The sequence below is a fragment of the Cryobacterium sp. N21 genome (assembly GCF_002929575.1).
In the GTDB taxonomy this organism is placed as follows: domain Bacteria; phylum Actinomycetota; class Actinomycetes; order Actinomycetales; family Microbacteriaceae; genus Cryobacterium; species Cryobacterium flavum.
Genome location: NZ_PJJQ01000036.1, coordinates 620,675 through 645,710, shown reverse-complemented (window position 1 = coordinate 645,710; position 25,036 = coordinate 620,675). Strand labels below are relative to the sequence as shown.

The window sequence follows — 25,036 nt, the reverse complement described above, 5'->3', positions numbered from 1 at the left end:
GAGGGCGGCGTCGGTGACGCGGGTGTAGATGCCCTGCAGGTCGTCACCCGCACCGCGCAGCCAGAGGGTGGCCATGCCGTCCTTGTCGGGGAAGAACAGCACCTTGCGGTCGGAGAGGCATTTGGCGCGGCGCACGGTGATGCTGTCGGGGTGGAACCGTTCTCGCACTTTGCGGGCCTTGCCCTCGAACTGGGTGGGGGTGAGGCGTTTGGCGTGCGGCAGCAATACCGCCTCCAGCGCGTCGCGGGCGGGCCGCGGCACGGAACCCAGCTGGTCGAGCAGCCGGCGGGCGTGGCGGAGGGAGATGTCCCCAGTGCGGAGCGCGGTGAGAGTATCGGGCCGCTCGACCATACGACGAATTCCCAAAACAGCATCCTCACTGGCAGCTAGATCTAGTGACTAGAACGGTATGCTAGTTGTATGAATACAGGGGAAAACGGAGCGATACGGCGGCGCGCGGCCCATGCGGCCAGTACGCGGGCGGAGATCGTCATGGCGGCCGGGCGCCTCATGCTCGAGCGCGGCTATGTCGGTACGTCTGTGGCGGCGATTGCGGGGGAGGCGGGCGTGGTCGTGCAGACGATCTACAACTCGGTGGGGTCCAAGGCCGAACTGCTGGCCGCGGTTCTCGACCGGGTCGCCACTGAGCCGGGGGCACCGGCGCTGTTGTCGGGCACGACCCGGGAACGCATGGCCGAAGCGCGTACCGCGACCGAGGTCATCCGTATTCTGGCGCGGTCGAGCGCACTCGTGAATGAGCGCACCTCGGGCATTCTGCGCATCGTCAGCGAAGCTGCCGTGGTCGATCCGGATGTGGGGGAATTCGAGCAGAAGCGCGATGCTGCACGGCTGCACGGCTTCGGCGAGGTGGCGGCAGCACTGCGCGAGAAGCGCGGCCTGCGAGGAGGGCTGAGCGATCACGAAGCCGCGGCGACGATGTGGGCGCTGGCCCATCCGCACACTTATCGCTCGCTCGTTCTGTCGCTCGGCTGGTCGACCGAGGCCTACCTGAACTGGCTGGAAAAATCGCTCCTGGCTGCCCTGCTGTAGGCGCCCGTGTGCCGAGCACAGCCTGAAGGCAAATATACTAGTGAGTTGGACCGCTTCGGCCAACTCACACTTCACACCCGTACAAACACTTCGAATGGACTATTGCTGTGCTCAACGTGCAAGATCTCGAAATCCGCGTTGGAGCCCGCGTGCTCATGGAGGGCGTCAACTTCCGCGTCGCGAGCGGCGACAAGATCGGCCTCGTCGGCCGTAACGGCGCCGGAAAGACGACCCTGACGAAGACGCTCGCGGGGGAGACGAACCCGACCAAGGGTTCGATCAGTCACTCGGGGGAGATCGGCTACCTGCCCCAGGACCCGCGCGCCGGCGACCCGTCCATGCTCGCCCGCACCCGAATTCTGGATGCCCGTGGCCTCGGTACCATCGCCCTCGGCATGCACGAGTCCAGCATGGCCATGGCCGACCCCGATCCCAAGATCGCCGCAGCCGCCATGAAGAAGTATGGTCGGCTGACCGACGAGTTCAACGGACTGGGCGGCTACTCCGCTGAGGCCGAAGCCGCCTCGATCGCCAGCAACTTGAAACTGCCGGACCACATTCTCGACCAGGCCCTCAGCACTCTCTCTGGTGGTCAGCGTCGTCGCATTGAGCTCGCCCGCATTCTGTTCTCGGCCGCCGAGATGATGATCCTCGACGAACCGACCAACCACCTCGACGCCGACTCGGTGGCCTGGCTGCGCGAATTCGTCAAGAACTACAAGGGCGGCTGCATCATCATCAGCCACGACATCGAGCTCGTCGGCGAAACGGTCAACCGAGTGTTCTACCTCGATGCCAACCGCATGATGATTGACATCTACAACATGAACTGGAAGAACTACCTGCTCCAGCGCACAGCGGATGCCGACCGTCGCAAGAAGGAACGCTCCAACGCGGAGAAGAAGGCCTCGACCCTGCAACTTCAGGCCGCTAAGTTCGGCGCAAAGGCCAGCAAGGCCGCCGCCGCCCACCAGATGGTGGCGCGCGCCGAGAAGCTCCTTTCCGGGCTGGACGCCGTGCGTGCCGTCGAACGCGTCGCCAAGCTGCGCTTTCCAGAGCCGGCACCCTGTGGTCGTACACCGCTCATGGCCAAGGACCTGTCGAAAAGCTATGGTTCGCTCGAGATCTTCACGGCCGTCGACCTCGCGATCGACCGTGGCTCCAAGGTGGTCATCCTCGGCCTCAACGGTGCAGGCAAGACCACGCTGCTGCGCATGCTCGCCGGTGTCGACGAGTCCGATACTGGCTCGATCGAACCCGGCCACGGCCTGCGCATCGGCTACTACGCGCAGGAACACGAGACCATCGACGTCAAGCGCAGCGTGCTGGAGAACATGGTCTCGTCCTCGCCCAGCATCACCGAGATGGAAGCCCGCCGTGTACTCGGTTCGTTCCTGTTCACCGGTGACGACTCCAACAAGCCCGCCGGTGTGCTGTCCGGTGGCGAGAAGACCCGACTGGCCCTGGCCATGATCGTGGTCTCCGGCGCCAACGTGCTGCTGCTCGACGAGCCCACTAACAACCTCGACCCGGCCAGCCGCGAAGAGATCCTCGACGCCCTCGCGCACTATGCCGGCGCCGTCGTTCTGGTCAGCCACGATGAGGGTGCCGTACAGGCTCTCAACCCCGAGCGCGTGCTGATCATGCCCGAGGGCACGGAGGACCACTGGAACAAGGACTACCTCGACCTGATCGAGCTGTCCTAACCACCCACACTGATTCGGCATGGGTGGTGCCGGTTCGCCTGAAGAAAAGGACCCGTGCGTGTTCCCGCTCGAAAAACCATTGCGCATCGCGCTGGTCTGCCTGCACACCTCGCCGGGTACCGATCCGGGCGCGGGCGACGCCGGCGGAATGAACGTGGTGGTGCGTCACCAGGCCGAGGCTCTCGGAGCGCTCGGTCACACGGTGACTATCCTCACCCGACGGTCGTCCGCCGCGCAGCCCCACCGGCAGCGGCTTGCGCCGCGCGTGACCCTGCAGTTTCTCGATGCTGGCCCGGCCGTTCCGGTGAGCAAGGGCGAGCACGAAGCGTTCATCGGTGATTTCTCGGCCGAACTGGCCGCCCTCGAACCGTACGACATCATCCACTCGCATCACTGGTTCTCCGGCATGGCCGCGCTGCCGGTCGCGCGAACCTGGGGCATTCCGCACGTGCAAAGCTTTCACAGCATCGCCGCCGAGGACGGTAGCCCGCTGTCGGCCGGCGAACGAGCCGAATCGCCGGGACGGATGCTCGGCGAGGCCTGGCTCGCTCGCGAATCGGATTCCCTGGTCGCGATCAGTGCGGCCGAGGCCGCTACGATTTCCGGGCGGCTCGGGGGCCGGGCTAACCGAACCAGCACTGTGCTCCCGGGAGTGGACAGCCGGCTGTTTTCACCAGCGCGTCTTCGCCAGCCACCGGCCAGTGCGACCACCGACGGCTACGTCGTCGTCGCGGCACGGCTACAGCCGCTGAAAGGCCTTGATCTGGCCATTCACGCCATCGCAGCGCTTCCACAGGACCGCCGACCCGAGCTGGTAATTGCCGGCGATGCCTCGGTCGACTATGCCGGTTACGTTGAGGAGCTCCGCCAGCTCGCTGAAGGGGCCGGCCTGTCCGACATTCGATTTGTCGGTGCACAGTCCCACGCGAACCTGGCAGAACTGTTTCGCGGTGCCCGCCTGGTGCTCGTACCGTCGCACTCGGAGACCTACGGTCTGGTGGCACTGGAAGCGGCCGCGAGCGGCGTACCGGTCGTTGCTTCGGCGGCCGGGGGATTGCGCGAGGCGGTCGTCGACGGAATCACCGGACTCGTTCTGGACTCCCGCGATCCGCAGGTTTGGGCCGATGCGATGGCGCAGATCCTAACCGACCCGACGCGGGCGGGCGAACTGGCCCAGGCCGCTCGCGAGCATGCGCTTCGGCTGGACTGGACTCGCTCGGCAGCGTCTCTGGTCCGGGTCTACCGTGCACTCCTCGATGAGCCGATCGAGGCCCGGCAGCACGACCGTGCAGTCGCCTGAAGTGCTCTAGGTCAGCTGCCGGTCGAGCAGCTCATCCTCGATCTCGGCGTCATTGCGCGGTTTCGCCGCCCGTTTGCGGGCACGCTCATCGGCGCGTTCGCGTTCGTCGGGATCTTCGGCGTTCACACTGCGATATTCCTCGCGCAGCGCCCAACCGAGGCCGATGAAGGCGAGGAGGCCGAAAACGAACCACTGGAACGCATACGAGAGGTGCGGGCCTTCGTCGCGGATCGGCTTCACGACGGCGGCCGGGCGCTTCTCGGTAGCGGCCGGGCTCTCGGTGTCCATCAGGCCATAAGCGCCGGTATAGGTGGGCTGGTCGAGCCGCGCGGCAATGGTGGTGAGATTGATCGTCGCGACCTGGTCGCCGTTGGCGGTACGGCCTGGGAGGTCGGGTTCGCTGGCCTTGAGCCGGGCGACAACGGTCACCGTTCCGCTCGGCGGAGCCGGCACCGTGTCGGGTGCGTCCTGTTCCTGCCCGGTGGGCAGCCAGCCGCGGTCGACGATGAAGATGGTGCCGTCGGTGAGCAGCAGCGGGGTCAGCACCTCAAAGCCCGGATTGACGTTGAGCGGGCGGTTGCGCGCGAGCATCTCGTCGGCGGTGAGGTAGGTGCCTTTCAGTTCCACCGGCATCCACTTTTGGGATTCGTCAAAGGCGGTCAGGTCGGGCAGCGCCTCGGTGACCGGGACCGGGTTTGAGTCGAAGTTGGAGTCGATCTTGAACAGTTCGGTGAGGGCCTCGTCGCGCCGGGCAAGCTGCCACGCGCCGAGGCCGGAACACACCGCCGCAAAGAGTATGGTGAGCGCGAGATACCCGGCCCAGCGGCGGCTGAAGGCGAACTTCCAGCCCGTCATCGCGCATCTCCGGCGGGCTCTGGTGAGGTGTCAAGCGGGCTCACAGTGAGGGGAAAATCGCGCGCGGCCAGAAATTCCCGCAGGTAGTCGACGTGCTCATCGCAGGCCAGCCAGGTTTTGACCCGATCGCTCGAGTGGATGCGCGGGTTGCGCCAGTCCAGCCGCCACGTTCCCGTATTGCGACAGTCGGCCCGCGAGCAGGTTGAGGATTGCAGGGGCGCGCCCAGCCCGATCATGGGGCCGGGTGAAGCAGCCGCGCGAGCACTCACTTGACCTCGTCGTCGGAGGAACGGGTGTCGGTGCCGGTATAGATCTCGACGCCACCAGGCCGCAATACTTCGGCTCCGCGGGGCGCAATCTTCACGTTCGCGACCACGACGGCGAAGTACGGAAGAAGAATGGCACCGAGTGCGCAGATCACCAGCCACCAGCCCTGCACAAAAAGCATCAGCACAATGCAAATGACACGCACGCCCATTGCAATGGAATATTTGATCATCCGGTTGCGTCGTTCGACCTCCGGGGAGGCGGGGAGCGAGGTGATCGACTGCTGCTTCATAGGTCCATCGGGTTCGTCGTCGGTTTCTTCACTGGGGGAAAATCCACCTCAATAAGCCTACGTCTGTACGGCCGGATTGTCGCACGCCTTAAACTTGAATCTGCCGGGTATTTCGTAGTGTTGCACCCTGCAACCCCCACATCACAGCAATCAACAGACTTGGAACTTCATGACAACGGCTCGAACAGTGCTCGTCACCGGCGGCAACCGCGGCATCGGATTTGCCATCGCGGAAGAATTCCTCGCCCAAGGACACCGCGTGGCCGTCACTTCGCGGTCCGGGCACGGACCGGCCGGCAGCCTCACCGTACGTGCCGACGTAACGGATGCCGCGTCGATCGATGCCGCGTTCACCCAGATCGAAGCGACCTACGGCCCGGTCGAGGTCGTCGTGGCCAACGCCGGGATCACCCGCGACACCCTGCTCATGCGCATGTCGGAGGATGACTTCACCTCGGTCATCGACACCAACCTCAGCGGCGCATTCCGCGTCGTCAAGCGTGCCAGCAAGGGGATGCTGAAGGCTCGCTTCGGACGCATCGTTCTCATCTCGAGCGTTGTCGGTCTCTATGGCTCTGCCGGGCAGGTGAACTACTCGGCGTCGAAGAGCGGCCTGGTTGGCCTGGCCCGCTCGGTCACGCGAGAGCTCGGTGCCCGTGGGATCACGGCCAACGTCGTCGCTCCCGGTTTCATCGAGACCGACATGACCGCCGCCCTGCCCGAAGCACAGCAGGCCGACTACAAGCGCAATATTCCGGCCGGCCGTTTTGCCACTCCGTTAGAAGTCGCTCGCGTCGTCACCTGGCTGGCCGGCGATGACGCCGCGTACATTTCGGGTGCCGTCATTCCTGTGGATGGCGGCCTGGGCATGGGCCACTAGGCCCAGCCCATGCACGGCGGGGGTCGCGTCAGCCGCGCAGACCGAGCAGCGGCAGTACCTGGCTGAGATTGCAGTTCTCGATTACGAGGTCGGCCTCACGCTTCACCCGCGGCTTGGCATTGAACGCGACGGCGAGTCCGGCCGCGTCCATCATTCGCAGGTCGTTCGCGCCGTCGCCGACGGCGATCGTCTGCGACAGAATGATGCGGCGCTGGGCGGCCCATTCACGCAGGGCGACGGCTTTCGCCTCGGCGTCGATGATCGGGCCGAGCACCTGTCCGGTCAGGTAGCCGCCTTCCACTTCGAGTCGGTTGGCCCGCCAGTGGTCCAGGCCCAGGTCGGCCGCGAGCGGGTCGAGTAGCTCATGAAAACCGCCGGAGACCACCCCCACGACGCCCCCGACGGCGTGAATGCCGGCGATCAGTTCGTGCACTCCCTCGGTCGGGCGGATGCGCCGCCCCACCTCGGCGAAAACGGTGTCCGGAAGCCCCGCCAGGGTCAAAACCCGTTCGCGTAGGCTGTCGGCGAAGTCGAGTTCGCCGCGCATCGCGCGCTCGGTGACGTCGGCGACGAGTTCACGTGAGCCGGCGGCATCCGCCAGCAGTTCGATCACTTCGTCCTGGATCAGGGTGGAGTCGGCGTCGAGCACGACCAGAAAAGTTGATGCGGAGCTAAGGATCACGGAGTAACGAGCACGCCCTTACCGACGACGGTGATGCCGGATTCGGTCACGCTGAAGCCGCGTGCCAGGTCACGATCGCGATCGACACCGACCGTGGCACCGGGCTCGACGATGACTTCCTTGTCGAGGATTGCCCGGCGCACGATTGCTCCCGGGCGGATCTGCACGCGGTCGAACACGATGGAGTCGACGACTTCGCAGGCCGAACCGATCGAGGTCCACGGGCCGAGAACGCTGCGCTCGATGTGTGCGCCCGAGATGACGCAGCCGAGGGAGACGATCGAGTCGATCATGGTGCCGAGGGCGCCCCGTCCGTCGCGGACGAATTTCGCCGGCGGAGAGTTCAGCTGCATGCTGAAGATCGGCCACTGCTGGTTATACAGGTTGAATACCGGAAGGGCCGAGATGAGGTCCTGGTGGGCTTCGAAAAACGAATCAATGGTTCCGACATCGCGCCAATAGTACCGGTCGCGATCGGTGGAACCGGGGACCTCATTGCGCTGCAGATCGTACACGCCGGCATCCCCGCGAGAAACGAAATCGGGAATGATATCGCCGCCCATGTCGTGACTCGAGTCGGTACGCTCACCATCGCGCAGCACCGCCTCGATCAAGGCATCGGTGTTGAAGACATAGTTGCCCATCGAAGCGAACACTTCGTGCGGGGCGTCGGCGAGCCCGACGGCGTCCTTGGGCTTCTCGCGAAAGTCCAGGATACGATCGGGAGTGGCGGCATCCACTTCGATGACGCCGAACTGGTCGGCCAGGCCGATCGGCTGGCGAATGGCGGCGACCGTGGCTGCCAATCCCGACGCGATGTGGGCGTCGATCATCTGACTGAAGTCCATGCGGTAGACGTGATCGGCACCGACGACGACGACGATGTCGGGTTTTTCATCATGAATGAGGTTCAGGCTCTGCAAAATGGCATCGGCCGATCCGCTGAACCAGCGTTTGCCAAGGCGCTGCTGCGCCGGCACGGAGGCTATGTACGAGTTGAACAACCCGCCGGAGACGTGCCAGGTCTGGGAGACGTGGCGGTCGAGGCTGTGTGACTTGTACTGGGTCAACACTACGATCTGGGTGACGCCGGAATTGATCAGATTGGACAGGGCAAAGTCCACCAGGCGGTAATGCCCGCCAAAGGGGACGGCGGGCTTGGCCCGGTCCTCGGTCAGCGGCATTAGCCGTTTTCCCTCGCCACCGGCGAGAACGATTCCAAAGATCTTCTTGGCCTTCATGTGTACAGAGTAGGGCCAACCGGGCAGGTCGACTAGCACCGCGGGGTGTGGCTCGGGCCCGGCTGCGCTACCTTTGCTCCATGCGAGTGGATCTGATGACCAAGGAATACCCCCCGGAGATCTATGGGGGAGCGGGCGTGCACGTCACAGAGCTCGTGCGAGCGCTCCGTGAAGACATTGCCGTGTCGGTGCGGTGCTTTGGCGCGCCGCGCTCGGATATCGACACCTTTGCCTATGCGGTACCCGCGCAGCTGGTAGACGCCAACGCCACCCTGAGTACCCTCGGCGTGGACCTGCAAATGGCCCAGGACGCCGCTGGAGCCGATCTGGTGCACTCTCACACCTGGTACGCCAATGCGGCCGGACACCTCGCGAAGATGCTGCACGGTATTCCGCACGTCGTCACCGCCCACAGTCTTGAACCGCTGCGCCCGTGGAAAGCGGAGCAACTCGGCGGCGGCTACCGAGTGTCGAGCTGGATCGAAAAAACAGCCTTTGAAGCAGCGGATGCCGTCATCGCCGTCAGCGACGGCATGCGTCGCGACATCCTACGTAGCTATCCGGCACTCGATGCGAGACGGGTGCACACCGTCTACAACGGCATCGACCTCGAGCGTTGGAAACCGACCCCGAACGAAGATTTTGTGCGGAGCCTGGGGATTGACCCTAACCGGCCATCCGTTGTCTTCGTCGGTCGCATCACCCGGCAGAAAGGGCTGCCCTACCTCTTGCGCGCCGCCGCCCTGCTGCCGCCCGAGGTGCAGCTCGTGCTGTGCGCCGGTGCGCCCGACACCCCGGGGATCCTGGCTGAAGTGTCGGCCGGTGTCGAGGCCCTGCAACGCGAGCGGTCCGGTGTGGTCTGGATCAACCGGCTCCTCGCCCAGCCCGAGCTTGCTGCGGTACTCACCCACGGCACGGTCTTCGTTTGCCCGTCCATCTACGAACCCCTCGGAATCGTCAACCTCGAAGCCATGGCCTGCTCACTCGCAGTCGTCGGTACCGCAACCGGCGGTATCCCCGAGGTCGTCGCCGACGGCCAGACCGGGCGGCTGGTACCGATCGAGCAGCTCACCGACGGCACCGGCACCCCGCTGCACCCCGATCAGTTCGTCGCCGACCTCGCCCGAACACTCACCGAAGTTGTGAGCGACCCGGCCCGCGCCGCCGAAATGGGACGCGCGGGTCGTCTGCGCGCCGAGCGGGAATTTGGCTGGAGCCAGATCGCCACCCGCACTCGGGAGATCTACGCCTCGCTGCTCTGACGGGCCGTAGGGGGGTCGGGCTCGCCATTGGGGCGGGCCCGACGTCTTTCTGAACTGGCCCCGCCCGATAACATGGCTGTATGGTCAACGTTCTGCATTTCACCGACGTCTCGGTCGTCCGGGGTGGCACCACCATCCTCGACTCAGTGAATTGGAGCGTCGATGACGACCAACGGTGGGTCATTCTCGGCCCGAACGGAGCCGGCAAGACCACGTTGCTGCAGATCGCCGCGGCTTTCATGCACCCGTCGACCGGTCAGGCCGAAGTGCTCGATGAGACGCTCGGTGGAACGGATGTCTTCGAGCTGCGGCCCCGCATCGGGTTCGCCTCGACCGCCATGGCGCGCAAGGTCCCGGTCCAAGAAAAGGTCCTCGACGTTGTCATGACGGCGGCCTATTCGGTCACCGGCCGGTGGAACGAGGAATACGAAACCATCGACGAGCGACGTGCCCAGCGCGTGCTGCAGGAGTGGAATCTCGACCACCTCGCTGACCGCAAGTTCGGCACGCTGAGTGACGGCGAACAGAAGCGGGTGCAGATTGCCCGCTCGGTCATGACCGACCCCGAAATTCTTTTGCTGGACGAGCCCGCTGCGAGCCTCGATCTCGGCGCCCGGGAATCGCTTCTTCAGCTGCTCAGCGGTTTTGCCCAGGAACCCAACTCCCCGGCCATCATCATGGTCACCCACCACGTCGAAGAGATTCCGCTCGGATTTACCCGCGTGCTGTTGCTGTCGGGCGGCAAGGTCGTCTCAGCCGGGCCTATTGCCGAAGCGCTGACCGCCAAAGCCCTGACCGAGACTTTCGGCCTCGCGGTCGAACTGTCCCTGACCGACGGCCGCTACTCTGCGCGTGCGGTCTGAGCTCAGACTCCCGGCAAAGGCGGTCGATCACGCGCTCTTTCTGCTAAAGTAAGTGGCTGGCCATCTGGCCAACCAGCTTGTCGTCGTCCCAGACGGCGGGGCCCAACAATCGAACAGCACTGTGACCAGTTACAAGTCTGTTCACCAGAAGTGCAAAAGGAAATCTTCATGAAGTCTGACATCCACCCCGAGTACGCTGCGGTCGTGTTCCGCGACCTCGCCTCCGGCGCGACCTTCCTGACCCGTTCGACGGTCTCCAGCAAGAAGACCATCGAGTGGGAAGACGGAACCACGTACCCGGTCATCGACGTGGAAATCTCCTCCGAGTCTCACCCGTTCTACACGGGCAAGCAGCGCATCATGGACTCCGCCGGCCGCGTGGAGAAGTTCAACTCGCGCTACAAGGGCTTCGGCAAATAGCACCAGGTACTGCAAGCACCAGGTACTGCAAGAAAAGCGACCAGCCCAGGCTGGTCGCTTTTTTGTGTCTGTTCCGATCTGCGTCAGCGCTGGGGCCAGGCGGTGTCCGCTAGAAATTCGGGGTCGCGACCGCGCCGCATGTACTCCTGAAAACTTTCGGCCTGCTGGCGGTACCAGGTGACCTGCAGCGCGTGCATCTCGTCGAGAGTGGCGGGCAGAGCGCCCTCGTGGGCCCGGTGAATGGCCTGGGCGACACGACCGGCGGCGATCGCATCGGCTCCGGCATCATGGGCATCGTCCAGTGAGACACCATAGAACGCACTGGTGACCTCGAGGGTGCGCTTACCCTTGCGATACTTATCGACGGCCTTGTCGATGACCAGGGGATCGACGACGGGACTGGGGGAGTCCAGCGGGGCGATGCCGTAGCGCAGGGCTTCACGATCGAGCAGGGTGAGGTCGTAGGGGGCGTTGTAGGCCACGATGGGCAGGCCGTCGCTCAGATGCCCGCGCAGGGCTGTGACGATCTCGGCTACAGCCTCCGCGGCGACCCGACCGTGCTCTACGGCCTGCTCTGTCGTGATGCCGTGAACGCTGGTCGCTCCGGCCGGAATGTCAATGCCCGGATCGACCAGCCAATCGATGCGTTCCACGGCGGTGCCGCTCGCGTCGAGAACGGCGACGGTGGCCGACACGATGCGGCAGGTTTCCACGTCGATTCCGGTGGTTTCAAGGTCGAATACGGCGAGGTGATCGCTCCAGGTGCTCATACTTCCAGCCTAGGGGCGACCACCGACACTCTTCCGCGCCACCCGACGGTGCGGGCCGTGCTGTGAGGAACGGCGGGGTCGCGCGCGCGAAATCAGAGTTGAATACGCCGATTGATGACGTTCTCAGCGCTCTCCCGCATTGTCTGGTTGCGGGCGCGTGCATCCGCTCGGAGACGCTTGAAGGCTTCGTCCATGTCAACCGTGCTGATCTGCGCGATGACGCCCTTGGCCTGCTCAATCAAAATGCGACTGTTTAGCGCCCCCATCAATTGCTCGTTGACGACGGCGTCTTCGCGCACCGTGCGTTCCTGCAGGATGCTGATGGTCGCGACATCGGCCATGGCCTGCCCGATCGCGGCGTCCTCGGGGGTGACGTCGCCGGTGCCCTCGCGGAACAGGTTGAGGGCGCCGATGGTCCGGTTTCGCACCCGCATCGGAATGGCATGCACCGAATGAAACCCCTGCGACAGCGCGGCAGCCACGAAATCCGGGTACGTCTTGCTGAAGGCGGCGATGTCACCGAGGGTGACGACCTTGCCGGTGAGATAGCAGTCCACACAGGGACCGGCGCCAGCTTGCTGTTGGAGAACCTCGACGAGATAGCTTTCCTCGCTCGTGGAGGCAACGACTTGGAGTTCCCCGCTCGGATCGGCGAGCAGGAGCCCGGCCGCGGTCGCGTCGAGCAGTTCTACGCACTCCTCGACCAGTGTGTGCAGTACTTCGAGAACGTCATATTCGCCCACGAGGGTGTCCGTCAACTTCACGAAGGCGGCGCTCACCAGTGAGGCGCGATTCATAGTGACCATGAAGAAATTCTATGACCTTTTGTGGTATTTCGTCAGTTTTTACCTAGTCAGATTCCTGGCTGAATTGCAACCGCCTTGCGACCACGTCTCCCGCGACGGCGCGCACCGTTGTTCCGTGGGCGAAGGCGTGCGCGCGAAGCAGCAACAGGGCATCCGTCGGTGTGACGTTCATCTGCACCAGCACCATGCCGGTGGCCTGATGAATTTCCCGTCGCGACAGGGGCGACCCCGTGGAGGCCTGGGATGCCGTTGACGTCACGGACGTTTCGCATGCTTCGGCCGACTGCACCCGCAGCAAGTGGTCGAGCAGGTTCCAGGCGGTCTCGGTGGCCAGGACCAGCGCCTTGGCGCGGTCCGCGCGATCCAGTACTCCTGCTGTCGTGCTGTACAGCTCGACGATACCGACGTTGAGCGCTCCGAGAGTGAGCGGGAAAACGTACAGGGCCTCGACCGTCGTCTCCATCAGCGCGGTGTGAAAAACCGGCCACAGCGGATGCTCTGCCTCACGTACTCGAGGCTCCAAAACGGGCAGCCGGGTGCGAGCCGCCTCCCAACGGGGACCTTCCCCGAGATCGAACTGCAGCTCGTCGAGGCGAGCAGCGAGGCGATCGGTGGCACACACGATCGATTCGGGCACCGCACCGCCGAAAACAGAGACAGCAGCACCATTCACGGGTAAAAGGTCAAGAAAATTCGCGCACAGGGCTGTGTCCTCGACTCCGCCTTCTGAACTAGACCATTCAGCCACGACCGGCCTCCAGAGCGTTTGCGACGGATTGCTTATCCCAAGCCTACGTCGCGCGCGCGAGCGCGACAATGACAGTTCACGCGAAGTTCGTCACGGTGCCGAATGACCCACGCCCTCAGCCGCAGTGCAACCAATAGAAGCTCTGGGCGCCGAGGGTGAGTGTGAGCGAACCTTCCTCGTTGAAGCTGGGAAACACCGCACCGCCGAACAGGTCGTACAGCCGGGTTCCGGCCATGTCGACATCCTCGATGGTAAAGGCGACCGGGTTGTGCGAGAAGCTGAACACGCACATCACCGTTTCCGGCTGGTCGCCGAACATGGAGCCCGAGCCGGCGTAGCTGCGGGTGAACACGAGGACCGATTCGTGGGTGGTCTTGAGAACACGAATCTTGCCGAGTCCAAAGGTGGGATGGGCCTTGCGCACGTGGATGACATTGCGAATCCAGTGCAGCAGCGAACCGGACTGGGCCAGCTGGGATTCCACGTTGGTCTGCGTGAAGTTGTAGACGAGAGACTGCACGATTGGCAGGAACAGTTTGCCCGGGTCGGCATCGGAAAAGCCGGCGTTGCGGTCGGGGGTCCACTGCATCGGTGTACGGGAACTGTCCCGGTCGGGAAGCCAGATGTTGTCGCCCATGCCGATCTCGTCGCCGTAGTACAGAAACGGGCTGCCGGGTAGGGCGAACAACAGGGCGTGGGCGAGCTCCAGTTCGGCGCGCGAGTTGTCGAGCAACGGTGCCAGCCGCCTGCGAATGCCGATATTGGCGCGCATCCGTGGGTCGTAGGCGTACCAGCCGTACATGGCCTGCCGGTATTCCTCGCTGACCATTTCAAGGGTGAGCTCGTCGTGGTTGCGGAGAAACACGCCCCAGCCGGCGCCGTCGGGAATGTCGGTGGTCTCGGAGAGCACCCGCACGAGTTCGTTGGCCTGCTGCGAGCGCAGGGAATAGAAGATGCGCGGCATCACCGGAAAGTCGAACGCCATATGGCATTCCGGTTCGTCCTCGGTGCCGAAGAAAGCGGCGACTTCGCGCGGCCACTGATTGGCCTCGGCGATCATGACCCGGCCGGGATATTCACGATCGACCATGGCGCGGAGCCGCTTGACGAATTCGTGCGTCGGCGGTTCGCCCTCGCCGTTGCCCTCCTCGGATTCAAACAGGTACGGGATCGCGTCCAGCCGAAAGCCGTCGACACCGAGATCGAGCCAGAAGCGAATGACATCGAAGATGGCATCCTGCACGGCCGGGAGTTCGAAGTTGAGGTCGGGCTGGTGCGAGAAGAACCGGTGGAAGAAGAACTGGCGCCGCACCGGATCGAAGGCCCAGTTCGATTCTTCAGTGTCGGTGAAGATGATGCGAATATTCGGGTACCGCTCGTCGGTGTCGCTCCAGACGTAGAAGTCCCCGTACGGCCCGTCGGGATTCTCGCGGGACTGCTGAAACCACTCGTGCTGGTCGGAGGTGTGATTGAGCGGAAAATCGATCACGATGCGCATATTGCGTTCGTGCGCTTTGGTGACGAGGTCCTTGAACTCCTCGAGGGTGCCGAATTCCGGAAGAATGGTTCGGTAATCGGAAACGTCGTAGCCGCCGTCTTTCAGCGGGGAATTGAAGAACGGCGGAATCCACAGGGCGTCGATTCCCAGCCATTGCAGGTAATCAAGCTTCGACACCAGGCCGGACAGATCGCCGGAGCCGTCGGCATTGCTGTCGACAAACGAACGCACCATCACCTCGTAGAAGACGGCGCGGCGATACCACCGCGGATCGAGGGCCAAACCGGGCAACTGAATGGGTGCGGTAAAGCTCACGGCTTTCCTTCCGTCCCGGCAAAGGGCTCTCTCGATGCAAGTGGTGGCTAGAGTCTAGATCGACCATCCCGGTGCACGTCCAGCCTTGCGTAAGTCACGCGCCTAAACTAGGGCCGATGATCGTTTCTTCTCCCTACGACAAGCGTCTGCAGAGCCTCCCGGTACTCGCGCGCACCGCATCCGTTCCCGGCACCGACGGGCAGAGCAGTGACACGCGGTACTGGGACTACGGCGACCCCACCGCGCCCACAACGCTCGTGCTGGTGCATGGCTTTCGTGGCGACCACCACGGTCTGCAGCTGGTCGTGGCCGAGTTGCTCAGCGGCGACCCACACTCGCCGGCGCTGCGCATCCTGGCACCCGACCTGCCGGGTTTCGGCGACTCGGCCCCGCTCCACGACGGGGTTCATTCCCTCGCGGCGTACGCCCGCTGGCTCGAGGAATTCCTCGGCGTGCTCGCCCCGACCGGGCGGCTAGTGGTACTGGGCCATTCTTTCGGTTCGATTGTGGTCGCGGCGGCAGCCGCAGCGGGGCTGACCGCCGACGAGATCATCCTGGTCAATCCGATCGCCGCGCCGGCCCTGTCGGGGCCGCGCGGAGTGCTGACCCGGCTTGCTGTGTTCTACTACTGGGCGGCGGCGAAATTGCCGGAGCGCTGGGGCTACGCGCTCTTGCAGAACCGTGCCATCGTGCGCATCATGAGTGTCAGCATGGCCAAGACGCACGATCCGGCTCTGCGTCGCTGGATCCACAATCAGCACGACCGCTATTTCAGTGCCTTTGCCAACCGCCGGGTCGTCATGAATGCGTTCACGGCCTCGGTCAGTCACGACGTGAGCGAGTTCGCTGCCCGCATCCTTCAGCCGACGCTGCTGATCGCGGCCGACAAGGACGACATCACGCCACTCGCGGCGCAATATCGACTGCAGACGCTCTTTCCCAATGCCAGGTTGCGGGTTATCAACAACGTCGGGCACCTCATCCACTACGAACAGCCACAACCGGCCGCACTGTTCATCCGGGAATTCATGGCTGAGGAGCTGGCGCTATGAGAATTGTCGTCGACTGCCGTTACGTTCGCTTCGACCACCACGACGGCATCAGCCGCTACACGGCGGGGCTTGTGACCGAACTGGGCCGCCTGCATCCGCTCATGATGCTCATCAGCGACCATCGTCAACTCGACATGTTGCCTGCGCTGCCGTGGCAGCTGGTGCGCGCCCCGACCAGCCTGCTCGAACCACTCGTCGCGCTGTCGGTCAACCGGCTGAAGCCCGACGTCGTGTTCAGCCCGATGCAGACTATGGGTTCCTGGGGCCGCAAGTACCGGTTATTCCTGACCGTGCACGACCTTATCTACTATCGCAATCGCACGCCCCCGCGTGACCTGTCGCCGTTTATCAGGCTGCTCTGGCGGGTCTACCACCTCTCCTGGTGGCCACAACGGATGCTGCTGAACGGCGCCGACGGCATCGTGACGGTGTCCGAGACCACCCGTTCACTGATCAATGAGCACCATCTCACCCGGCGTCCGGTCACCGTGGTGCCGAACGCCGCCGACACCGTTCCGGGCATCCCGAGTCATCGGAGCATCGCGGAAACCACCCGCCTGATCTATATGGGCTCCTTCATGCCGTACAAGAACCTCGACACTCTCGTGCTGGCCCTGGCCGACCTGCCCGAGTACGAACTGCACCTGCTCAGCCGGGTGTCGGCGACCGAGCGAAACCGGCTGACCCGCCTGGCTCCGCAAGCCCGGCTGCTCTTTCACGACGGGGTGACCGATGAGGATTACCACGCCCTGGTGCGCTCGGCTACCGCCCTCGTCACCGCGTCGCTCGATGAGGGCTTCGGTATTCCCCTGGTCGAGGCGATGAGTTTGGGTATCCCCGTCGTGGTCAGTGACATTCCGATCTTTCGCGAGATCGGCGGCGACGCGGCGCTGTACTTCGACCCGCGCAGTGCCGATGCCATTACTGCGGCCGTTCGGAATCTCGCGGAGCCGGGGGAGTGGGCAACGCGCTCCGCGCTGTCGATCGAACAGGCGGCCCGCTTTACCTGGGCGGCGTCGGCCCGTACCCTGCTCGACGTGCTCGAGGGAACCGTTCCGACTACTCCGTAGCTGCATTTCACGCCGCGCGGGAGCTGCGCAGTTGCGCGGGAGGCGCAACCCGCGCGCAGCGGCGCAGGTCGAGCGTCTTGCGTAGCGCTGGAGTTGTGGCCAGACCTGTTCTCCCGCGCACTGGCGCAAGTCCAGCGTGACACGTGGCATCCGTGCGGTTAGGAACAGGTCAGAGCACCGGGGAGGCTGCGGCCTCACCGCGGTCGCCGGGAGACCGGGTGGTCGCGTCGAAGTGGGTCAGCAGCAGCTGGTCGTTCTGCCACCGAAAATCGTGCACGGACCCGTTCGCGATGAATTCGCCGTGCCGGGGTCGCTCACCCTCGGTGACATGGCGCAACAGCGTGCCGATGATGCCGCCGTGGCTGAGCACGAGCACACGCTGCCCGGCTCGCCCGGTCGCCAGGGTCGCGAGGGCGGCGAGCACCCGATCAACGACATCGCGCCGAGTCTCTAATCCCGGAACAACGACACCATCGGGAAAGCGATGCTGACGCTCGGCGAAGGTGAGCCCTTCGATGGCCCCGTGGTGGCGTTCGGTGAGGGCGGGAACGATGAGTGGTTCGCTCAGTCCGAGCTCGGCCGCGATGATGTGGGCGGACTCAGAAGCGCGAAGGAGCGGGCTGCTCGCGATGGCGTCCCAGCGCCGCGACTGCAACCGCTCGGCAGCGGCAGCGGCCTCGGCTCGCCCGGTCGCGTTGAGGGGGATATCCGTGCTGCCCTGGATGCGGTGATGCAGGTTCCAGTCCGTCTGGCCATGCCGCACGATCGAGAACGTGGTCGTCGCGGATTCACCCGACGGATCGGGACTTCGCTGGGCAGACACGCGCGGTCAGCCCAGCAGACGTTCGGCGAGTGCGGCGAGGGTTTCCGAGGTACCGGCCTCGAGCTTGTGCAGGGCACGCCCGTCACCCTTGGTCACGCCACGGTTGATGACGATGATCGGCAGCTTGCGCCGGCGTGCCTGTTCGACCAAGCGGATGCCGGAATTCACCGCCAGCGAGGACCCGGCCACGATGAGGGCGTCAGCGCTCTGGATCAAAGCGGATGCCTCCAGAAACGTTTCCGTCGGAACGAGTTCGCCGAAGAACACGACGTTCGGCTTGAGCATTCCCCCGCAAACCGTGCACGCCGGAACCACGAAGTCGTCGATATTCCCCACATCGGCATCGCCGTCGGGAGCGATCCGAATGCTCTCCGGGTCGCGGAGTACGGGGTTGTCCTTTTCCAGCCGCGCCGCGATGCTGTCACGGCCGAAGGCCTGACCGCAGGCCAGACAGATCACCCGGTCGAGGGAACCGTGCAACTCGACCACATGGCGTGAACCGGCGCGGGTGTGCAGGCCGTCGACATTCTGGGTGATCACTCCGGCAATGGCGCCGGCGCTCTCAAGCTGAACGAGCGAGCGGTGTCCCAGGTTCGGTTCGGCCTGGTGAAACACCCTCCAGCCCAGGTGGCTGCCGGCCCAGTAGCGTTTGCGGGACCGTTCATCGGCGACGAAGGTCTGAAAGTTCATCGGGGTTCGCGTCGGTGCGCCCGCGCCGCGATAGTCCGGAATTCCGGAATCGGTACTGAGGCCGGCGCCGGTGAGAACGGCGGCGCGTTTGCCGCGCAGCAGAGCGGCGACAGCATCCACTGCCCGTTCCGAATCGAGCGCGAGAGCGGAGGCCAGCGCTGCGGCGGTGTCGGGGGCGTCGGCGGGCTCAAGCGCGTCGACCAACACCGTGCCGTCCGCTGCTGTGCCGTGCGCAGCCGTGTCGCTGGGCTGGGCCGAATCGGCGGTCATCGGCGCTCCTTTCGTACCAGGGCGAGCAGAAACAGCTGCCCGTCCCTTGAGTCTAAACTCGTCTGTTTTCCGGTTTGACTACCCACCTGTCAGGCTTGAGCTCAACCACTCATCTCGGAAGGCACTTCTTCGTGCAGATCACCCGCATCACCGACCTGTCCAGCCCGGGTCTCGCCGACTATTCGCGTTTGACCGATGTCGCCCTCCGGCGTGTTCTCGAACCGGCCGGCGGCCTGTATATCGCTGAGTCACCCAAGGTGATCGCCCGGGCGTTGAACGCCGGACACCGACCACGGTCGTTGCTGATTCAGGAACAGTGGATGCCCGACGCCGAGCGGCTTCTGGCCGACTGGCCTGACGTGCCCGTCTACGTGGGTGAGGCCAGCGTGCTCGAGCAGCTCACCGGCTACAACCTGCACCGCGGAGCCCTCGCCGCCATGCACCGGCCGGCACTGCAACCGGTCGAAGCACTGATCAAGACGGCCCGCCGAATCGTGATTCTCGAGGACATCGTCGACCACACCAACGTCGGTGCCATCTTTCGTTCGGTGGCCGGGCTCGGCGCCGACGCCGTGCTGATCACGCCGCGCTGTGCCGATCCACTGTATCGACGCAGCGTGCGCGTGAGCATGGGCACTGTGCTGCAGGTCCCGTGGACCCGACTGCCGGAGTGGAGCGTGGCCACCCCGCTGCTGCACGCCGCCGGCTTCCGCCTGGCAGCACTGGCGCTAGCGGACAACGCGGTCTCGCTCGACGTGTTCGCCGAGACGACACCCGAACGGCTCGCCATCATCCTCGGCGCCGAGGGCGACGGGCTCAGCCAGCACGCGCTGGCCGCCGCCGACACGGTCGTGACAATTCCCATGCTGCACGGCGTCGACTCGCTCAACGTCGCCTCGGCAAGCGCGGTCGCACTCTACGCCCTGCGCGTTCGTGCGTGAACACCGGGGGCGACCGGACCGGTTTCACCCAGCGAAGAAGTTAGGCTGAACGGATGTCTCCCTCCCGGCGTGTCCTCCTCCGGCGCCGCAGGCTCGCCGTCTTCAGCATTCTCCTCGTAGTCGTGGGCGGTATCGGCTACGTCGGTGCCACCAACCTGGCCCCCGTACCGGCGAGCGCAGCCGATCTCGTTCAACCGGCAGCGCTCACCCAGCCGGTAGCTGCCCCGACCTGGCCGGCTTTTGGCGAGAGCGCCATCGGTGCGGTCGGCTTCTCGGGCGTTCTGGCCTCGAGCGGCGCTCAGGACACGGTACCGATCGCGAGCATCACCAAAATGGTCACCGCCCTCGTCATCCTGGACGCGAAACCGCTCGAAGCCGGCGAGGCCGGGCCGGACATCACGTTCACCGATGCCGACGTGGACATCTACTACGACGTGATCGCCGAGAACGGCTCGGTCGCTCCGGTCGTCTCCGGAATGGTGCTCACCCAGCGCGAGTCCTTCGAAGCGATGCTGCTGCCATCGGCCAACAATTACGCGGCCTCCCTCGCGGTATGGGCCTTCGGATCGATCGACGGCTACCTGGCGGCAGCGAAGACCTGGCTCGCCGCCAACGCCCTGACCCAGACCAGTGTGACCGACACCAGCGGCCTGTCCACGTCGAGCGTGAGCAGCCCGGCCGACCTCGTCGAGATCGGCAAACTCGTCGTCGGCCACCCCGCCCTCGCCGAAATCGTGGCCCTCCCCTCGGCGGTCTTGCCGGTCATCGGAACCATCACCAACACCAACAAGCTGCTGGGGCGCGATGGCGTCGACGGTATCAAGACCGGGACAACGGATGTCGCCGGCGCCTGCCTGTTATTCTCAACCGACTTCACCGTCGGCACCAGCACGGTCACCCTGGTCGGGGTGGTGCTCGGCGGTGACACGCACTCCGAACTCAACTCGGCGATCGCCGCGCTGATCGAGAGCGTGCAACCCGGTTTTCACGACGTCATCCTCGCCGAGGAAGGCGCCGTGTTCGGCAGTTATACGACCCAGTGGGGTGACGAGAGCGACATCGTGGCCGAGCGGGCAGCATCCGTGCTGGTCTGGTCGGACTCGCCGATCACCGGAGGGGTGACGGCAGAGGATGTGCAGCTCGGCCGGGCCGGGGACGAGGTCGGTACGGTGTCGTTCACGATCGGTGGGGCAACGCCGACGACCGTATCGGTGCCGCTCGAACTCCACCAGACTCTGGCCGATCCCGGTCCGGCCTGGCGCATGGGGCACCCCGGCAAACTCGCCGCCGGCTGACCCGGGCGCTCAGACCGGGGGGAGCGTGAACGGGCCGGCGTCGGGCCGCTTGGGCAGCACGTGGTCGCCGGAGGACTGGTGGCGCACCCGGCGCAGCACCCACGGAACGAGGTATTCCCTGGCCCAGGCGAGGTCTTCCGTGCGAGCCTGACGCCAGGTGGTGCCCGGCATCGGCTCGGGTTCGCTCGGTGCAAGAAAATTCTTCACGTTGAGGGTCTGCAATACCATACGAGCGACCGTGTGGTGCCCGAGCGCGTTCAGGTGCAACCGGTCGGGTGCCCACATGCGTGGGTCCTGAATCTCGGTGAGCTGCCACATGTCCGCCACGATGCAGTCGTACTTCGTGGCGACCGCGCGAATGTTTTCGTTATAGATGGCGACCTTGCCGCGGATACTGCGAAACACGGGGGAGAAGCCCACATCGGCGCCGGTGAACAGCACGACAGTCGCGCCGTCGCTGGTCAACCGGGAAATAGCGTCGTCACAGCGCGCCGCGATGGCGTCCGGGTCGGTTCCCGGGCGAATCACGTCGTTGCCGCCGGCCGAGATGGTGATCAGATCGGGGCGCAGCGCCAGAGCCGGCTCGATCTGCTCATCCGCAATCTGCCGAATCAGTTTGCCGCGCACGGCGAGGTTGGCGTAAGCGAAGTCCTCCGTGCCGTCGCTGAGAATCTCGGCGACCCGGTCGGACCAGCCTCGGTGCCCGCCGGGGCTCTGCTGTTCCGGATCGCCGATGCCCTCGGTAAATGAATCGCCGAGCGCGACGTAGCGCGACCATGGATGCTGTTGCTTCGTCATCAGACCATTGTGTCTGAACATTGTCGCGCTCGTCGAACCTGAGTGCGGACGCGAACGTCGGTGGGCTTTGGTAGATTTGTCGGAAGTGAATACTCCATCGGTTTTCGGTCCCGCACAGGGAACGAGTGCAGCCGAACACCTGTCGCCGTCCTTCCCCGAACGCGCGGCCTGGGGCACCGCAGGCAAGCTGCGCGCCTGGCAGGCCGAAGCACTGGAAGCCTATTTCGTGCACGAACCGCGCGATTTTCTGGCCGCAGCCACGCCGGGTGCCGGCAAGACCACGTTTGCCCTGCGACTCGCTGCCGAACTTCGATCCCGGCGCACCATCGATCGCATCACCGTCGTGGCGCCGACTGAGCATCTCAAGAACCAGTGGGCGGATGCCGCGGCGCGCGCGGGCATCCGTCTGGATCCCATGTTCAAGAACGCTGACCGCAGCTACGGCAGCCACTACCACGGCGTCGTCGTGACCTACGCGCAGGTTGCCGCCCGGGCCGCCCTGCACAAGCAGCTCACCGAATCCAGCCGCACCCTCGTCATTCTCGACGAAATCCACCACGGGGGAGACGCCCTCAGCTGGGGCGACGCCATCCGCGAGGCGTTCGGGCCGGCCACCCGGCGACTCTCCCTCACCGGTACCCCGTTCCGCTCTGACACGTCACCGATCCCGTTCGTCAGCTACCTGCCCGATAAACACGGCATCCGCATGTCGCAGAGCGACTACGCCTACGGCTACGGCCGCGCCCTGGCCGACGGCGTCGTTCGTCCGGTGATGTTCATGGTCTACGCCGGGCACATGAAGTGGCGTACCAGGGCCGGCGACGAGATGGAAGCGAAGCTCGGCGAGGGCAACACCAAGGACATCACCAGCCAGGCCTGGCGCACCGCGCTCGAGCCGAGCGGCCAGTGGATTCCGTCCGTGCTGCGCGCGGCCAACTCTCGCTTGACCGAAGTGCGGCACGGCATACCGGATGCCGGTGGTCTCGTTATCGCCACCGACCAGACCACCGCACGTGCCTACGCCGTCATCCTCGAGGACATCTGTGGCGAGCCGGTCACCATCGTGCTCTCCGACGAGAAGGAGGCCAGCGACCGCATCGACGAGTTCTCCAAGAACACCCGCCGCTGGATGGTCGCTGTGCGCATGGTGTCGGAGGGCGTCGACGTTCCGCGCCTCGCCGTCGGCGTCTACGCGACGAGCGCGGCCACGCCGCTGTACTTCGCCCAGGCGATCGGCCGGTTCGTGCGGGCGCGGCGACGCGGTGAGACGGCATCCATTTTTCTGCCGAACGTTCCCGGGCTGCTCAGCCTTGCGAACGCGCTCGAACTGGAACGCGACCATGCCCTCGACCGCAGCAATCGGGAGGACGGCGACGATGGAATGTACAACCCCGAAGACGCCATGGTCGCCGCGGCCAACAAGGAGGAGAAAGCGTCTGATGACCTCGGCCTGGACGATTTCACCTGGCAGGCCCTCGATTCCCAGGCCACCTTCGACATGGTCATGTTCGACGGTGACGAATTCGGTGAGCTGGCCGAGCCGGGCACCGACGAGGAGTTCGACTTCATCGGCATTCCGGGTCTGCTCGAGCCCGAGCAGGTCTCCGAGCTGCTGCGGCAGCGCCAATCCCGACAGTCCAAACGGTCAACCGACAAACGCAAAGACCCGGTGACCGGTGAAATCGCCCCGCTCGAGCCGCCGCCCCTGTACCGCACCCTCAAGGAACAGCGCACGCTGTTGTCAAGCCTGGTCGGCATGTGGTCGAAGCTCGCCAATGAACCGCACGGCATGATCCACGCCGAGATGCGGCGCATCTGTGGCGGGCCCGCCGTCGCCCAGGCCAGCGTCACCCAGCTGCAGATGCGCATCGACCTGCTGCGCCGCCGCCTCGGCCGCAGCTAGTCACGCGGCTGCTGCGCCGATCTAGATGGCCGCACCGTAGGTGTTGCCCGCGCCCACCGGCACCCGGGCCACCAGCAGGGCGGTCAGAATGTCGTCCATGAGGTCATCGACGTGCTCCAGCCCAATGGAGATGCGCACGATCCCGCCGGGGGGCCGGGCGTCGGGCGCGACCGGTCGGTGGGTGAGCGACGCCGGATGCTGCACCAGGGAATCGACGCCGCCGAGCGACACGGCGTGGGTGATCAGGCCGAGCGCCTCGGTGAAACGCAGGGCCGCCGCGTAGCCGCCGAGATCCAGGGCGAGGAGCGATCCGGCGCCCGAGCACTGCCGCCCGATCAGTCCCTGCGGGTCCTGGCCGGGGAGCCCGGGGTAGAGCACCCGCACCAGGGCCGGGTGTCCGGCCAGCCGAGTCGCCACTTCCGCCGCCGTCGCCTGCTGGGCGCGTACCCGCACTGGGAGGGTGCGCAAACCGCGATGCAAGAGGTAGGCATTGAACGGGGTCAGCAGGCCGCCGGTGAGCGCCCGCACCTGCCGCAGGCGCACCATCCACTCCTCGGACCCGGAGACCGTCCCGCCCATCGCGTCGCCGTGTCCGCCGAGAAATTTGGTCGCGCTGTGCAGCACCAGGGTTGCTCCCGACTCGATCGGACGCTGCAGTACGGGCGTCGCGAAGGTGTTGTCGACCAGTACCGGCACGTCTCCGGCCGCGTCGACGACCGCCCGAATATCGGTCAGTTCGAGGGTCGGGTTGGCCGGTGTCTCCAGAATGACCAGGCCGGTATCCGAGCGGATGGCGGCGGTCACTCCGGCCAGACCTGTCCAGGTGACGGTCGTTCTGAGCAGCCCGCTGGCCAGGACATGATCGGTCCCGCCATACAGTGGTCGCAGGGCCACGATGTGCGGTTTTCCGGCAGTGACCGTGGCGATCAGGGTCGCGGTGAGAGCGGCCATTCCGGTGGCGAAGGCCACCGTGCCCTCCGCCCGCTCCAACGCTGCGAGGGCGCTTTCGAAACGGGCGACGCCGGGCTGCCAGAGCCGCTGGTACACGGCTGAGTCCCCGGGTTCCGGGGTTCCGCCGGTCGCGAGATTCTCGTACGACTCACCGCCGGATTCCACACCGCGCAGCGGATTAGTGGTGGACAGGTCGATACCGGGAACGTGAACGCCCGCCTCGGTGAGGCCGTCCATTCCGGCATGCACGGCGAGGGTTTCAATATGTGACATCGGTGGCAGCATGCC

26 protein-coding genes are annotated in these 25,036 nt (G+C 65.1%); 12 read left to right on the top strand and 14 right to left on the bottom strand.

Annotated features, from left to right (window positions below; all coding sequences use genetic code 11):
- A partial coding sequence (locus tag CXY77_RS19735; protein WP_140425589.1) for a DUF222 domain-containing protein occupies positions 1 to 366 on the bottom strand: 366 nt, incomplete at its 3' end.
- Between the two features lie 54 nt (positions 367 to 420).
- Between CXY77_RS19735 and CXY77_RS19730 the strand changes: the two genes are divergently transcribed.
- From CXY77_RS19730 to CXY77_RS19720, 3 genes are all read left to right on the top strand, one after another.
- Positions 421 to 1,050 carry a TetR/AcrR family transcriptional regulator gene (locus CXY77_RS19730; protein WP_104130773.1) on the top strand — a complete coding sequence of 210 codons (630 nt, stop codon included), beginning with the start codon at positions 421 to 423 and terminating at the stop codon, positions 1,048 to 1,050.
- Between the two features lie 107 nt (positions 1,051 to 1,157).
- A complete protein-coding gene (locus tag CXY77_RS19725) occupies positions 1,158 to 2,756 on the top strand; it encodes an ABC-F family ATP-binding cassette domain-containing protein (protein ID WP_092340119.1) in 1,599 nt (532 codons plus the stop codon).
- Positions 2,757 to 2,814: 58 nt separating this feature from the next.
- Positions 2,815 to 4,056 carry a glycosyltransferase gene (locus tag CXY77_RS19720; protein ID WP_233197535.1) on the top strand — a complete coding sequence of 414 codons (1,242 nt, stop codon included), beginning with the start codon at positions 2,815 to 2,817 and terminating at the stop codon, positions 4,054 to 4,056.
- A gap of 6 nt (positions 4,057 to 4,062) precedes the next feature.
- Here the strand turns inward: CXY77_RS19720 and CXY77_RS19715 are convergent, their stop codons facing one another.
- The 3 genes from CXY77_RS19715 to CXY77_RS19705 are packed head-to-tail and all read right to left on the bottom strand — an operon-like array spanning position 4,063 to position 5,470.
- On the bottom strand, positions 4,063 to 4,911 hold the full coding sequence (locus CXY77_RS19715; protein ID WP_104130771.1) for an SURF1 family protein: 849 nt from the start codon (positions 4,909 to 4,911) through the stop codon (positions 4,063 to 4,065).
- Positions 4,908 to 5,147 (bottom strand): hypothetical protein, encoded by a 240-nt coding sequence (locus CXY77_RS19710; RefSeq protein WP_092340122.1) that lies wholly within the window; start codon positions 5,145 to 5,147, stop codon positions 4,908 to 4,910. Before CXY77_RS19710 ends, CXY77_RS19715 begins: the two co-directional genes overlap by 4 nt.
- A gap of 29 nt (positions 5,148 to 5,176) precedes the next feature.
- Positions 5,177 to 5,470: a DUF3099 domain-containing protein gene (locus CXY77_RS19705; protein ID WP_092340123.1), complete on the bottom strand. Its 294-nt coding sequence runs from the start codon at positions 5,468 to 5,470 to the stop codon at positions 5,177 to 5,179.
- Between the two features lie 169 nt (positions 5,471 to 5,639).
- On the opposite strand from CXY77_RS19705, the gene fabG reads away from it, so the two are divergent.
- The gene (gene fabG, locus CXY77_RS19700; RefSeq protein ID WP_092340124.1) at positions 5,640 to 6,350 is read left to right on the top strand and encodes a 3-oxoacyl-ACP reductase FabG; all 711 of its coding nucleotides are present in this window, start codon (positions 5,640 to 5,642) and stop codon (positions 6,348 to 6,350) included.
- Between the two features lie 28 nt (positions 6,351 to 6,378).
- Here fabG and serB read toward each other — a convergent pair whose 3' ends face one another.
- On the bottom strand, positions 6,379 to 7,032 hold the full coding sequence (serB, locus tag CXY77_RS19695) for a phosphoserine phosphatase SerB (RefSeq protein ID WP_233197534.1): 654 nt from the start codon (positions 7,030 to 7,032) through the stop codon (positions 6,379 to 6,381).
- The gene (locus tag CXY77_RS19690; protein WP_104090329.1) at positions 7,029 to 8,273 is read right to left on the bottom strand and encodes a glucose-1-phosphate adenylyltransferase; all 1,245 of its coding nucleotides are present in this window, start codon (positions 8,271 to 8,273) and stop codon (positions 7,029 to 7,031) included. The genes serB and CXY77_RS19690 overlap by 4 nt, the downstream gene beginning before the upstream one ends.
- An 80-nt stretch (positions 8,274 to 8,353) precedes the next feature.
- Here CXY77_RS19690 and glgA point away from each other — a divergent pair, with 80 nt between their 5' ends.
- The 3 genes from glgA (at position 8,354) to CXY77_RS19675 (ending at position 10,818) form a co-directional block, all read left to right on the top strand.
- The gene (gene glgA, locus CXY77_RS19685) at positions 8,354 to 9,535 is read left to right on the top strand and encodes a glycogen synthase (RefSeq protein ID WP_104090327.1); all 1,182 of its coding nucleotides are present in this window, start codon (positions 8,354 to 8,356) and stop codon (positions 9,533 to 9,535) included.
- An 80-nt stretch (positions 9,536 to 9,615) separates the two neighbouring features.
- A complete protein-coding gene (locus CXY77_RS19680) occupies positions 9,616 to 10,398 on the top strand; it encodes an ABC transporter ATP-binding protein (protein ID WP_104130770.1) in 783 nt (260 codons plus the stop codon).
- Between the two features lie 168 nt (positions 10,399 to 10,566).
- On the top strand, positions 10,567 to 10,818 hold the full coding sequence (locus CXY77_RS19675; RefSeq protein ID WP_092107894.1) for a type B 50S ribosomal protein L31: 252 nt from the start codon (positions 10,567 to 10,569) through the stop codon (positions 10,816 to 10,818).
- An 83-nt stretch (positions 10,819 to 10,901) separates the two neighbouring features.
- Here the strand turns inward: CXY77_RS19675 and CXY77_RS19670 are convergent, their stop codons facing one another.
- The 4 genes from CXY77_RS19670 to treS form a co-directional block, all read right to left on the bottom strand.
- Entirely contained in the window at positions 10,902 to 11,588 is a 687-nt protein-coding gene (locus CXY77_RS19670; protein ID WP_104130769.1) for an exonuclease domain-containing protein, read from the bottom strand.
- A gap of 92 nt (positions 11,589 to 11,680) precedes the next feature.
- Entirely contained in the window at positions 11,681 to 12,394 is a 714-nt protein-coding gene (locus tag CXY77_RS19665; RefSeq protein ID WP_104130768.1) for a GAF and ANTAR domain-containing protein, read from the bottom strand.
- 43 nt (positions 12,395 to 12,437) lie between these two features.
- Positions 12,438 to 13,142 (bottom strand): GAF and ANTAR domain-containing protein, encoded by a 705-nt coding sequence (locus tag CXY77_RS19660; protein ID WP_199181957.1) that lies wholly within the window; start codon positions 13,140 to 13,142, stop codon positions 12,438 to 12,440.
- A gap of 115 nt (positions 13,143 to 13,257) precedes the next feature.
- A complete protein-coding gene (treS, locus tag CXY77_RS19655) occupies positions 13,258 to 14,955 on the bottom strand; it encodes a maltose alpha-D-glucosyltransferase (protein ID WP_092340131.1) in 1,698 nt (565 codons plus the stop codon).
- Between the two features lie 116 nt (positions 14,956 to 15,071).
- On the opposite strand from treS, the gene CXY77_RS19650 reads away from it, so the two are divergent.
- Together CXY77_RS19650 and CXY77_RS19645 are read left to right on the top strand one after the other, a co-directional pair.
- Positions 15,072 to 16,007, top strand: coding sequence for an alpha/beta fold hydrolase (locus tag CXY77_RS19650; RefSeq protein ID WP_104130767.1), 936 nt, complete (start codon positions 15,072 to 15,074; stop codon positions 16,005 to 16,007).
- Positions 16,004 to 17,077 (top strand): glycosyltransferase family 1 protein, encoded by a 1,074-nt coding sequence (locus tag CXY77_RS19645; protein ID WP_092340133.1) that lies wholly within the window; start codon positions 16,004 to 16,006, stop codon positions 17,075 to 17,077. The genes CXY77_RS19650 and CXY77_RS19645 overlap by 4 nt, the downstream gene beginning before the upstream one ends.
- Positions 17,078 to 17,246: 169 nt before the next feature.
- On the opposite strand, the gene CXY77_RS19640 is transcribed toward CXY77_RS19645, so the two are convergent.
- Together CXY77_RS19640 and CXY77_RS19635 are read right to left on the bottom strand one after the other, a co-directional pair.
- Positions 17,247 to 17,900, bottom strand: a complete 654-nt coding sequence (locus tag CXY77_RS19640) for a histidine phosphatase family protein (RefSeq protein WP_104130766.1) — start codon at positions 17,898 to 17,900, stop codon at positions 17,247 to 17,249.
- Between the two features lie 6 nt (positions 17,901 to 17,906).
- The gene (locus CXY77_RS19635; protein ID WP_104090317.1) at positions 17,907 to 18,860 is read right to left on the bottom strand and encodes a Sir2 family NAD-dependent protein deacetylase; all 954 of its coding nucleotides are present in this window, start codon (positions 18,858 to 18,860) and stop codon (positions 17,907 to 17,909) included.
- A 131-nt stretch (positions 18,861 to 18,991) separates the two neighbouring features.
- Here CXY77_RS19635 and CXY77_RS19630 point away from each other — a divergent pair, with 131 nt between their 5' ends.
- Positions 18,992 to 19,801: an RNA methyltransferase gene (locus tag CXY77_RS19630; protein WP_104090316.1), complete on the top strand. Its 810-nt coding sequence runs from the start codon at positions 18,992 to 18,994 to the stop codon at positions 19,799 to 19,801.
- Between the two features lie 53 nt (positions 19,802 to 19,854).
- Positions 19,855 to 21,096: a D-alanyl-D-alanine carboxypeptidase family protein gene (locus CXY77_RS19625; protein WP_104130765.1), complete on the top strand. Its 1,242-nt coding sequence runs from the start codon at positions 19,855 to 19,857 to the stop codon at positions 21,094 to 21,096.
- Positions 21,097 to 21,105: 9 nt separating this feature from the next.
- Here CXY77_RS19625 and CXY77_RS19620 read toward each other — a convergent pair whose 3' ends face one another.
- Positions 21,106 to 21,894 (bottom strand): SGNH/GDSL hydrolase family protein, encoded by a 789-nt coding sequence (locus CXY77_RS19620; protein ID WP_104130764.1) that lies wholly within the window; start codon positions 21,892 to 21,894, stop codon positions 21,106 to 21,108.
- A gap of 85 nt (positions 21,895 to 21,979) precedes the next feature.
- Here CXY77_RS19620 and CXY77_RS19615 point away from each other — a divergent pair, with 85 nt between their 5' ends.
- A complete protein-coding gene (locus CXY77_RS19615; protein WP_092340139.1) occupies positions 21,980 to 23,797 on the top strand; it encodes a DEAD/DEAH box helicase in 1,818 nt (605 codons plus the stop codon).
- 21 nt (positions 23,798 to 23,818) lie between these two features.
- On the opposite strand, the gene CXY77_RS19610 is transcribed toward CXY77_RS19615, so the two are convergent.
- Complete coding sequence (locus CXY77_RS19610) at positions 23,819 to 25,021, bottom strand: PLP-dependent aspartate aminotransferase family protein (RefSeq protein ID WP_199181956.1); 1,203 nt, start codon at positions 25,019 to 25,021, stop codon at positions 23,819 to 23,821.
- Positions 25,022 to 25,036 lie beyond the last annotated feature (15 nt).